This is a genomic window from Streptomyces capparidis (genome assembly GCF_054782095.1).
In genome coordinates this window covers 121,043-131,136 of the sequence record NZ_BAAGTD010000009.1, presented here as the reverse complement: position 1 = coordinate 131,136, position 10,094 = coordinate 121,043, and the positions used below count along the sequence as shown (strand labels likewise).

9 protein-coding genes are annotated in these 10,094 nt (G+C 73.8%); 7 read left to right on the top strand and 2 right to left on the bottom strand.

The window, feature by feature from the left end; all coding sequences use genetic code 11:
- The first annotated feature begins 128 nt into the window (after positions 1 to 128).
- A complete protein-coding gene (locus ACYVO2_RS10320; protein ID WP_461007361.1) occupies positions 129 to 1,439 on the top strand; it encodes a phthiocerol/phthiodiolone dimycocerosyl transferase family protein in 1,311 nt (436 codons plus the stop codon).
- Between the two features lie 58 nt (positions 1,440 to 1,497).
- Positions 1,498 to 2,016: an RNA polymerase sigma factor gene (locus ACYVO2_RS10315; RefSeq protein ID WP_461007360.1), complete on the top strand. Its 519-nt coding sequence runs from the start codon at positions 1,498 to 1,500 to the stop codon at positions 2,014 to 2,016.
- 81 nt (positions 2,017 to 2,097) lie between these two features.
- Here the strand turns inward: ACYVO2_RS10315 and ACYVO2_RS10310 are convergent, their stop codons facing one another.
- Positions 2,098 to 3,270, bottom strand: a complete 1,173-nt coding sequence (locus ACYVO2_RS10310; protein WP_461007411.1) for a PAS domain-containing protein — start codon at positions 3,268 to 3,270, stop codon at positions 2,098 to 2,100.
- 178 nt (positions 3,271 to 3,448) lie between these two features.
- Between ACYVO2_RS10310 and ACYVO2_RS10305 the strand changes: the two genes are divergently transcribed.
- Positions 3,449 to 4,714 carry a helix-turn-helix domain-containing protein gene (locus ACYVO2_RS10305; protein ID WP_461007359.1) on the top strand — a complete coding sequence of 422 codons (1,266 nt, stop codon included), beginning with the start codon at positions 3,449 to 3,451 and terminating at the stop codon, positions 4,712 to 4,714.
- Positions 4,715 to 4,856: 142 nt separating this feature from the next.
- Here ACYVO2_RS10305 and ACYVO2_RS10300 read toward each other — a convergent pair whose 3' ends face one another.
- Positions 4,857 to 5,510, bottom strand: a complete 654-nt coding sequence (locus ACYVO2_RS10300) for a hypothetical protein (protein ID WP_461007358.1) — start codon at positions 5,508 to 5,510, stop codon at positions 4,857 to 4,859.
- A gap of 423 nt (positions 5,511 to 5,933) precedes the next feature.
- On the opposite strand from ACYVO2_RS10300, the gene ACYVO2_RS10295 reads away from it, so the two are divergent.
- The 4 genes from ACYVO2_RS10295 to ACYVO2_RS10280 all read left to right on the top strand — a co-directional run bounded on the left by ACYVO2_RS10295 (position 5,934) and on the right by ACYVO2_RS10280 (position 9,843).
- Positions 5,934 to 6,587 (top strand): class I SAM-dependent methyltransferase, encoded by a 654-nt coding sequence (locus ACYVO2_RS10295; RefSeq protein ID WP_461007357.1) that lies wholly within the window; start codon positions 5,934 to 5,936, stop codon positions 6,585 to 6,587.
- A 717-nt stretch (positions 6,588 to 7,304) separates the two neighbouring features.
- Positions 7,305 to 8,210: an NADP-dependent oxidoreductase gene (locus ACYVO2_RS10290; protein WP_461007356.1), complete on the top strand. Its 906-nt coding sequence runs from the start codon at positions 7,305 to 7,307 to the stop codon at positions 8,208 to 8,210.
- A 76-nt stretch (positions 8,211 to 8,286) separates the two neighbouring features.
- A complete protein-coding gene (locus ACYVO2_RS10285) occupies positions 8,287 to 9,348 on the top strand; it encodes an alkene reductase (RefSeq protein WP_461007355.1) in 1,062 nt (353 codons plus the stop codon).
- Positions 9,349 to 9,360: 12 nt separating this feature from the next.
- Positions 9,361 to 9,843 carry a MarR family winged helix-turn-helix transcriptional regulator gene (locus ACYVO2_RS10280; RefSeq protein ID WP_461007354.1) on the top strand — a complete coding sequence of 161 codons (483 nt, stop codon included), beginning with the start codon at positions 9,361 to 9,363 and terminating at the stop codon, positions 9,841 to 9,843.
- Positions 9,844 to 10,094: the final 251 nt, after the last annotated feature.

Sequence of the window (10,094 nt, the reverse complement as noted above, 5' to 3'; positions counted from 1 at the left end):
CGCGCTGGATTCGGCCGCGTTCCGCCGTGCACTCTCGGAAGGCCCCGCCCCCCGCGGACAGCCGCGGCGGCATACCGATCGCGGGCCGTAGGACCCCCGCAACGAACGACGGAAAGAAGGCTGACGGCATGCACCGTGCGCTGTGTCCGGTCGAGACGCTCTACGTGGGCCAGAGAAGCAGGGCCGTGCTCTCCTGCGCCCTGCGCGGACCCGTGGACGTCGCCGCGCTGTCGGCCGCCTACGACGCCATGACGGAGGTCCATCCGGGGCTGCGGTCACGCATCGAACAGGACGGCGCGGGCCACGTCCTGCGCCTCCTGGACGAGGACGAACGGCCCCGTCTGACCGCCCGGTCGGGCGACGAGGAGGAGGCCTACGCGGCGGAGCTGAACAGGCCCCTGCCGGTCGGGGGTCCGCTGAGCCGGGCCGTGCTGGTCAGCGCTCCGGACGGGGAGAGCCACCTGTTCGTCCTGGTGATCGACCACACCGTCACGGACGGCCACAGCAGCATCGCCCTGCACAACGCGCTGTGGGACCGCTACCGGGCGCTGGTCGACGGGGAACCCGCCGCCGAACCCGCGGCCGAGCCCTCCGGGCCGCGCTGGCCCGAGCCCGTCAGCCGGCTGCTGCCCCCGGCCGACGAGGCCGACACGGCGAAGTACCTCGACGGCCGCCTGGCGGAGGTACGGCGGCACCCGGTCGCGCTGGTGCCGTACGACACCGCCACCGGCGAGGGGACCGGCCCGGAGGGGCACATCGAGGTGCGCCGGCTGACCCTGGACGCGGACCTCACCGCGCGACTGCGCCGGACGGCACGCGACGCGGGCGTCTCCGTGCACGCGTTGGTCGCCGCGACCCTGCTGGCCACGGCCAGGCGGCGCCTGGACGGCGACGGCCCCCGCACCCTCGGCTGCCTCTCCCCCGTCGACCTGCGCTCCCGGCTCTCCCCGCCGGTGCCCGCCGCCGCGCTGGTCCCCGCGGTCACCACCCACCTCCAGACCCTGGACGTGGCCGAGGACTCCGAGCCGCTGGAGCTGGCCCGTACCGTGCACGGCCGTCTGAGCGACTTCCTCGCCCGCGGCGACCACCTCCACGAGATGCGCATCACCCCGGAGATCCCCCGCGCTCCCGTGCTGCAACTGGCCACGGTGATCGCCACCAACATGGGCGTCGTCCCCGGCCCGCGACTGCCGGCCGGGCTGCGCGCGGTCGACGTGCGCCTGGTGCCGGCCCGCGAGCAGTACTTCCCGCAGGCGGGACGCAGCCCCGTCATGGCGTGCGTCGTCTCCTTCGAGGGCCGGCTGTCCATCGAGTTCCCGCACTCCACGGCCTGCTTCAGCCCGTCCTTCATGCGGGCGTTCCGCGACGACGTGCGCGCCGGCCTCCTCCGCTTCGCGACGGCGGCGGAACCCGGGCCCGCCGACGCGGTCACGGCCTGAACCCCCTCCCCCGCTCACGGTCCCCCCACCCGGCTGCCGTAAGGAGCCCCAGCCCGACATGTCCACCGTCAGCGAACTCCCCTGCCCCCTGACGCTGCTCCCCCGAGCCCAGTCGGGCGACGAGCACGCGATGAACCACCTGCTGACCGGCATCACCCCCTACGTCGCCCGCATCTGCCGGTCCATCACCCACGACGACGGCGCCGACGCCACGCAGGAGGCGCTGCTCGCCATCTACCGCGGCCTGCGCTCCCTGCGCGAACCGGCCGCGTTCTACGGCTGGGTGCGCTCGGTGACGGTCCGCGAGGCCGTCCGCACCGCCAAGCGCTACGGCGAGGAGCACAGTTGCTCCGAGCTGGAGTCGCGGCAGGAGGCCAACCCCCTGGACGCGGTGCACATCACCGATGTGCTGGAGCGGCTGTCCCGGGCGCACCGGCAGGTCCTCACCCTGCGGGCCTACGGGCTCAACGAGGAGGAGATGGCCGAGGTGCTCGCCCTGCCCGTGGGCACCGTCCGCTCCCGTCTCTTCCGCGCCCGCCGCCGCTTCCAGGAGGCGTGGCAGCCCTCGGCGGCGTGAGACGCCCGCCGGCGGCCGTGGCGGTGCACATGTCACCGCCACGGCCGCCGCCCGGGCTCTCCCGGTGAGCCAGGTTCCGGGCTACCGCACGCGCTCCGGGAGGACGCGCGGGGGCCACTGCCCGGCGGCGAACACTCCGAGCGCGTGCGCGCGCGCCACCAGCGCGGGGCGGTTGGGCGCGTCGAACCTCCGCAGCATCTGCCCGACTCGGTACTCGACTCCCTGACGGCTCAGATAGAGACGGGAGGCCAACTGCACCGTGGACTCGCCACTCGCGACCCCTTCCAGCACCTGCGCGTCGAGGGCGCTGAGCACCGGCCCGCCGGACACCCCGTCCGAGGTGCGGCGCAGGAGGACCACCACACCGACCAAGGCGCCCGAGGGATTCCGTACGGCGACCCCGGTGACTTCCGCGAGGAATCTCCCACCGGTTCCGTCCCGGCCCGTCACGCTTTCCGTGAAGCGCCGACGACGCCCCGCGGAAAGGGCGGTGAACTGTTCCCGGAGCCGGGCGGGAACGGGTGAACGGAGAAGGTCGAGAAGACCGTGCCCGCATATCTCGTCGGCGCTCAGGCCGAATTGCCGGGCGAATTCGGGTTCCGCGGCCGTGACGACCAGGTCCCCCGGTGAGGCGTGGGCGGCGCAGGTGCCCGCCGGCGCGGCACCGCGGGGCGCGCCGCTCCCGGCGGGTTCGCGGCGGGCGGGAGGAGCCGGGGTGGCGGCGGTCTTCTTGCGGGGCGAGGCGTCGGGGAAACTCGTGGTCGCCACGGACGTACCGTCCTTCTTCCTGCGCGGGGGGAGGGCTGGGAAGGGTGAACGAACGCGGAGCGGACCGATGCGCTGTGCCTGGGTGTCGGCGAGCGCCCGGTGACGGCGGGTGCACCTCGTCGGTGGCGGGGGCCGGGTGTCCGCGTCGTCCCGGGCGGGCCGGCGGCGGGCGCCGGGCTCCCGGGGTGGGATCAGAGCGGGCAGCGGAGCCGGCGCCGAGACGGCCGGCAACGGAACGGGGACAACGCCGCGGATAACGTTGTCATAGCCACTCGATCCTGGTGGCCGGACGCGGGCCCGGACCGAAGCTGGGCAGCACGAAACCTCCACGAGACGAAGAGGGGATCGCAACGGGGGGGGCGCGACGCTTTCGAGACTAAGGGTCGACAACCCCTCTGGCAAGGGTTTGCCAAGTGACCTCGGCAACCTGTCAACGCTTCTGCGATCGGGCTTTTTTCGGGCACCGGAAACCCCCGATGCAAACATTCCCGCGGAGCCGGACACCGCCCCTCGAAGAGGCAGTTGACCTGCACTTAATGGGTTGTCGCCGCCTGCCGCGCTCCATAAAGTGGTGACAACTCCACGTGCCCGAGCGGGCAGGCCCGCACAGGGGGCGGGGGCCGGGCAGGCCCCGCCGATCGCGCCACGGAACCAAAGGGGGGAGATGCTCGAGCAGCCGCATTTCGGCCGTCGGCTGAAGAGGCTCCGGCTGGCACGGGGCCTGAGCCAGGCCGGTCTCGTCGGCGAAGGCATGTCGACGGGCTACCTGTCACGCCTGGAGTCGGGGGAACGGCGCCCCACCGAGCGCGCCGTGGCCTATCTCGCCGGCCGGCTCGGCGTCGACACCTCCGCCCTGACCGGCCCGGCGGACGGCAGGTCCCTGACCGGGGTGCTGGCCGCCGTGGCGTCGGCGCCGCCCGGCACGGACGACACGGCGGCACTCAGCCGCGCGGTCGAGGAGGACACGGGCGAGGATCCCGCCGCCCGCTGGCAGGCCCTGTGGCTGCTGAGCCGCGCCGCCGGCCGCGACGGCGACCACGAAGGGGAGCGCACACGGCTGCGCGAACTCGTCGAGCTGAGCGACCTGTTGGCGGCACCGGAGCTACGGGCCCGCTCGCGCGTGCACTATGCCCGCTGCACGCGCGCCCTGGGCGACATGCGCGCGGCGGAGCCGGCGGCGGTGGAGGCGCTGTCCATCGCCCGCGCCGCGGAACTGTCCGTCTCCGACACCCTGGCCGCGCTGACGGCGCTGATCGGCGTCGAGACGGAACTCGGGAGGCCGGAGGCGGCCGGCAGGCACGTCGAGGACATGGAACGGGACCTGCTGACCCGGGCCGCGCCCGCCCAGGCGGCCGAGGCACTGTGGACGGCCGCCGTGGTGAGCAGCCGTCAGGGCGACGACGACGCCGCCATGGCCAGGCTGGACAGGGCCCTGGATCTCCTCCGGGGCCAGGACGACCCGTCCCTGTGGGCCAGGCTGCGGGCCGCCGCCTCCGCCGTCGCGTTGCAGATGTCCCCGCCCCGGGTGGCCGCCGCCGAACGCTGGCTGGCCGAGGCCGCCCCCGTCCTCGACCTGATCGGCACCCCTCCCCAGCTCCAGGAGCTGCGGGCGCTCCAGGCCCAGCTCGCCTTCCACCGGGGCAGGCTGGACGACGCCCGCGCGCTCACCCGGGCTCTTCTCTCCGCACAGGACCTGCGCCTGCCCTACCGCGACCGGGTACGGCTGTCGGTCCTCGACGGCCGGCTGATGATCCTGGCGGGCCGCGCCGACGAGGGCACCACCGCCCTGCGACGGCTCGACGCGCAGGCGACGGAGTCCGGCAACCTCGACCTGGCGACCCACATCCGGCAGGCGTTGGCCACGACCCTGGCCGAGGTGCGCTCCCCCGGGGCGGCGCCGGAGCGGAACCGCTCCGGGCCCGGGGGGTGACGGCGGGCGCGGGTGCCGACGGGCGGTGGGGCGCTCCGATCAGGAGGCCGGCCTTGCCCGCGGGAAGGCCGGCCTCGGCCGCCGCCCCGGGATGTTGCCCGCTCCGGGGCGGCGGCCGTGTCCCCCAAGTCCCGCGTTCGTGTCATCCACCGTGCGCCGGCGCGCGGACGGCCGGCTGGGGCTGCGACGCCACCGCCGCGGCGGGCGGGAAGGTGGGGGGAACCTGGATCGGGGACCGCCCTTCGCGGTAGCAGCGTGCGATCTCGTCGTCGGCGCCCTCGACGGAGCAGTGGTCGGGGAAGCTCTCGGGGTCCCAGGAGTCGTCCTCCAGTTGCAGGCGGAGCTCGTGCCCCGTCGTCCAGGTGCCCGAGCACCAGGTGCCCGCCGTGCAACTGTGCGTTCCGGCGGTGTCCGAGGCCGAGCACTCGTCCCCGTCGTCGGAGACGCAGTTCTGCTCGTCCACGGTGATGCGCGTCGCGTCATGGCGCACGTACAGCTCCGACTCGATGGCGTAGATGTCCGAACTGCACTCGACGTGCCCCTCGGCGGCGGTGTCGACCCTGGTCAGGGTGTATGACGCGTTCCACCACCACGACACGTGGCCGTCGTGGTCCCAGGTGCACTCCACGTACTCGGCGGCCTGCGCGCGGGAGTCCGGCAGGGTCCGCAGGGACAGGGTGCGGTCCTGTGACGAGGAACCGTCATGCCGCGACTGGGAGTCGGCGGCGCGGGCCGGGGTGCCGCCCAGGAACAGCAGCACCGCCAGGGCGGCGCCTACCAGGGAGAGTGGCTTCACGATGCGTTACTCCTTTGGTGTCGATGAGGCGGGCGACGGTGGAGCGGGGCTCCCGTGGCACGGCAGGAGGTCCGGGAACCGGAGCGGTGCTGCGGCCGCGGCGCTCACCCGCTGTCCGAGTCGGCCACCGTGAAGCCCGTCGGGTTCCGGTGGGCGGCGGCGTGGAGGTGGGGCTGGGGCCGCACCGAGCCGTGAGGCGACGTCAGCCCTGACCGTAGACGGCGGGCCGCGGGAGGGGTCCCGGCGAGCGCGTCGGTGACCGGTGGCCGCTCACCACGGCCCCCGCTCTCCGCGGGCCCGACGCCGGGGGCGGGCCGGACGAGCCGGACCTGGCTCGTCGGCGGGCGGCCGCAGCGGTGGTGTCACGCGGGTCGACGAGGCGGGCGCCATCACCTGTCAGTCCCCTGGTCTAGGGTCGCCCGCATGGCCGAGCCCTCCTTTCTGACCGCCGTGCGCGAGTCGTACAACACTGTTGCCGTCGACTACGTCGAACGCGTCCCGCTCCCAGCCGAGATGGACCCGCTGTCACGCGCGATGCTGGCGGGGTTCGCCGAACTCGTGCGCACGGCCGGTCTCGGTCCGGTCGCGGACCTGGGGTGCGGCCCCGGCCGTGTGACGGCGCACCTGGCCGGGCTGGGGGTGTCCGCCTTCGGCGTCGATCTGTCGCCGAAGATGATCGGGCTGGCCCGGCGCGCCTATCCGGACCTGCGGTTCACCGAGGGCTCGATGACCTCGTTGGAGATGGGGGACGACGAGCTCGGCGGCATCCTGGCCTGGTACTCCACCCACCACACGCCCCCGCAGTGGCTGCCCACGGTGTTCGCCGAGTTCCACCGCACGCTCGCGCCCGGCGGCCACCTGCTCTGGGGAGACTATGTCGGCGATGAACGGCTGCGGCCGACCCAGGCCTACGGGCGTCCGGTGTCCTACGAGTCGTACCTTCTGCCGCTGGACCGCGTCGTCGGCCTGCTGGACCGGGCCGGACTCGTCGTCACCGCGAGACTGGAGCAGGAGCCCGGCGGACGGGTGAACCGACCGCATGCCTGCCTCCTGGCCCGCAAGCCCGAAACGGCCTGACGGGGCTTGCTCCCGTGGCGAGGCCGCTCGCGCCGGAACACAGACGATCACGGGGCGGCGGCGCAGGGGACACCGAGCCGGATCGTCGTGCTGCGACCGCGGGCGGGTACGACGGCTCCGGCACCACCGCGTTCGCGGACGTCGTGTTCCACCCCTTGGCGCTGATCCCGGTGCTGCCCTTCGTGTGGGAGCAATCCTCTCGCGGGCGGGCGAGGACTGCGCGGCCGCGGTCGGCGGCGGTGTCGAAACGGCGGTGGGGACTGGGGCTGGGGTGGGGGTGCGCTCGCAGCGCCCCTCCCGGCGGCGGGTTCCACTGCTGACGGCCTCCCGCGGCGGAGGCGCGCGGGGCTCGGCGACCGCCTGCGGCGGTCGCCGCCGGGCGCCGCGGCGTTCTTGAGACGACGCAAGGGCTCCCCGGGCATCGCCGAGATACGGGCCGGCACGGAAGCCGGACGACCCGTTCGACAGAAACCTGCCGCTCTCCGGCCTCGCGGGCCCACGCGCCCCGGGTGGTGGTGCGGCGCTCTCGACGCCTGCCTGCGCGGCGGGCCCCAGCAGGCACTTCCCGCTTCGGCCTGCACCTCGAAGGGGTCGGCACGGCCGCAGTCGATCTTGCGCGGTCCGGGAGGCGAGCAAATAGTTGGCTAGCCACGGATTCACTGCTACGGTGGTTATGTGTCCAGCCACATAGGGCGGGCGCAAAGGTTGGGAGCCGTTGTGAGAGCCATCGTTTTCGACCGCTTCGGCGGCCCGGAAGTACTGCGGGAGGCGGATGTCGAGGTCCCGCGGCCCGGCCCCGGGCAGGTCCGTGTCCGCGTGAAGGCCGCCGGGCTGAACGCGCTGGACGGCAAGATACGCTCCGGGATGCTGGAGGCCGTGTACCCGACGACCTTCCCCGCCGTTCCCGGCGGCGAGCTCGCCGGCGTGGTGGACGCCCTGGGCGAGGGCGTGAGCGACGTCCAGGTCGGCGATGAGGTGCTGGGCTGGTCGGACACTGGCTCGTACGCCGAGTACGCGCTGGCCACCACGGTGGCCCCCAGGCCCGCGGGCCTGGGGTGGCAGGACGCGGCCGCGCTGCCGGTGGCCGGCGAGACGGCCGAGCGGGTCCTGAACCTGCTGGGTGTCGCCGCCGGGGAGACCGTGCTGATGCACGGCGCCTCCGGAGGGGTCGGAACCCTGGCCGTCCAGCTCGCCACGGCCCGCGGAGCACGAGTCATCGCCACCGCGGGGCCCTCCAACCAGGACTACCTCACCTCGCTCGGCGCCACCGCCACCATCTACGGCCAGGGCCTGGTCGAGCGGGTGCGCGCGCTCGCCCCGAACGGTGTGGACGCGGTGTTCGACCTGGCCGGGAAGGGCGCCCTGGAGGACTCCATCACCATGCGGGGCGGCACCGAGCGCATCGTCACCATCGCCGACTTCAGTGCGCGACAGATGGGCATCACCTTCTCCCAGGGACCCCAGGAGCGCTCGACTGCCCGCTTGGCCGCCCTGGCTCAGGACGCCGCAGCCGGCAAGCTCGTCACCACCGTCACGGCCCACCCGCTGGGCCGGGCCGCCGATGCCCAGCGGGTCAGCGACGCCGGGCACGTGCGGGGCAAGCTCGTCCTCACCGTCGACTGACCACGCCCACACATCGCCACCCCCACCCGCTGTTCCCCGGTGACCACCCGGTCATCGCCGTACCGAAGGACCCGTCATGCTGGATTCCCTGTGGACGCCGACCACCGTCGGCGGCATGTCCCTGCCGCACCGCCTGGTCATGGCCCCCATGACCCGTGACCGCTCCACACCGGAAGGCGTCCCGACCGACCTGAACGCCGAGTACTACGCCCAGCGGGCCTCGCACGCGCTGATCATCTCCGAGGGGACCCAGCCCTCGGCCGATGGCCAGGGCTACCTCCTGACCCCCGGCATCCACAACGACGATCAGATCGCCGGGTGGCGCAAGGTCACCGACGCCGTGCACACGGCCGGCGGCCGGATCGTCATCCAGCTCATGCACACCGGACGGATCTCCCACCCCGACAACACCCCCCACGGGCGCCGGCCGGTCGCCCCGTCGGCGATCCGCCCCCAGGGCGTGATGTTCACCGCGTCCGGGCCCCAGGAGATGCCCGAGCCCCGTGCACTGTCGACGCGGGAGGTCGTGGCGACTGTCGACGACTTCAGGCGCGCCGCGGCCGCCGCCGTCGCGGCGGGGGCGGACGGCGTGGAGATCCACGGCGCCAACGGCTACCTGGTGCACCAGTTCCTGTCCGACGACACCAACCAGCGCACCGACCGCTACGGCGGCTCCCTCGACAACCGCATCCGATTCGCCACCGAGGTCGCAGCCGCCGTGGCCGACGAGATCGGCGCGGACCGCACCGGTATCCGCGTCTCCCCCGGCAACCCCTACAACGACATCGCCGAGTCCGACACCGCCGAGCTGTATCCGGCGCTCCTGGACGCACTGCGCCCCCTCGGCCTGGCCTACCTCCACGTGACGCACCTCGGCGACGACGCCCTCCTCGACATCCTGCGCACACAGTGGCCGACCACGCTGATCCTCAACCGGCCCGGCACCGATGTCCCCACCCGCGCCAAGGACATCGACAACGGCACGGCCGACCTGGTCTCCGTCGGCGCCCTCGCACTGGCCAACCCCGACCTCGTCGAGCGGCTCCGCGCCGGCGTGCCGCTCAACTCCCCCGACCCGGCCACCTTCTACGGCGGAGGAGCGGCCGGCTACACCGACTACCCCACCTACACCGGCTGAGGAAACGGAAGCATGCCCCACAACCCCACGCCCCACATCCCCACGACGGCCGGCGGCGGACCGTTGAGTTACGCGATCTTCCAGCTCGCCCGCGCCCACCGCGCCCACGCCGCCGCCCTGCTCCGCGCCATGGACCTGCACCCCGGACAGGAACTGCTGCTGATGCAGCTCCTGGACCGGGACGGCCAGACCCAGTCCGAACTGCTCGAGAGCGTCGGCCTGGACCACTCCACCGTCTCCAAGTCCCTGCGCCGTATGCAGGACGCCGGCCTGCTCGTCCGCGAACCGGCCGCACACGACCGGCGGGTCATGGTGGTCCACCTCACCGACAAGGGCCGCGCCCTGCGCGAACCCATCGCAGCCCTGTGGCAGGGCCTGGAGGAGACCTCCACCCGGAATCTGTCGGAGCAGCAGGCGCGGGCCTTCATCGACGCCGCCTACACCATCACCGAGGCGATCAACAGCCGCAAGCTGCCGCCGGAGGAGTCCGCGTAACTCCGCGGCGCGGCCGGCGGTGTGGCGGCACCCCAGGGGGCGGCGGGCCTCCGCCGCGCCGCCGGCCGGGGCGTCGGCGTCCCCTTCCTCGCGGTGCGTCCGGGGCCTTCCCCGACCGGGAGGCGCACGCCTGGGCGCACTCGCACCGGGGCGGTACTACCGGTCATGAGTGCGCGACGTCCGTAGCCGGGTGACCTGCCCAACGGGCACCGGCCCATCGTCGGATGTGTTCCGGGCCACACGTTGTCACA

Bases quoted from the DNA above. Each gene is read 5' to 3' on its own strand.
- ACYVO2_RS10320 (WP_461007361.1), top strand. From the start codon at position 129: ATGCACCGTGCGCTGTGTCCGGTCGAGACGCTCTACGTGGGCCAGAGA.
- ACYVO2_RS10315 (WP_461007360.1), top strand. From the start codon at position 1,498: ATGTCCACCGTCAGCGAACTCCCCTGCCCCCTGACGCTGCTCCCCCGA.
- ACYVO2_RS10310 (WP_461007411.1), bottom strand. From the start codon at position 3,270: ATGTTTGCATCGGGGGTTTCCGGTGCCCGAAAAAAGCCCGATCGCAGA.
- ACYVO2_RS10305 (WP_461007359.1), top strand. From the start codon at position 3,449: ATGCTCGAGCAGCCGCATTTCGGCCGTCGGCTGAAGAGGCTCCGGCTG.
- ACYVO2_RS10295 (WP_461007357.1), top strand. From the start codon at position 5,934: ATGGCCGAGCCCTCCTTTCTGACCGCCGTGCGCGAGTCGTACAACACT.
- ACYVO2_RS10285 (WP_461007355.1), top strand. From the start codon at position 8,287: ATGCTGGATTCCCTGTGGACGCCGACCACCGTCGGCGGCATGTCCCTG.
- ACYVO2_RS10280 (WP_461007354.1), top strand. From the start codon at position 9,361: ATGCCCCACAACCCCACGCCCCACATCCCCACGACGGCCGGCGGCGGA.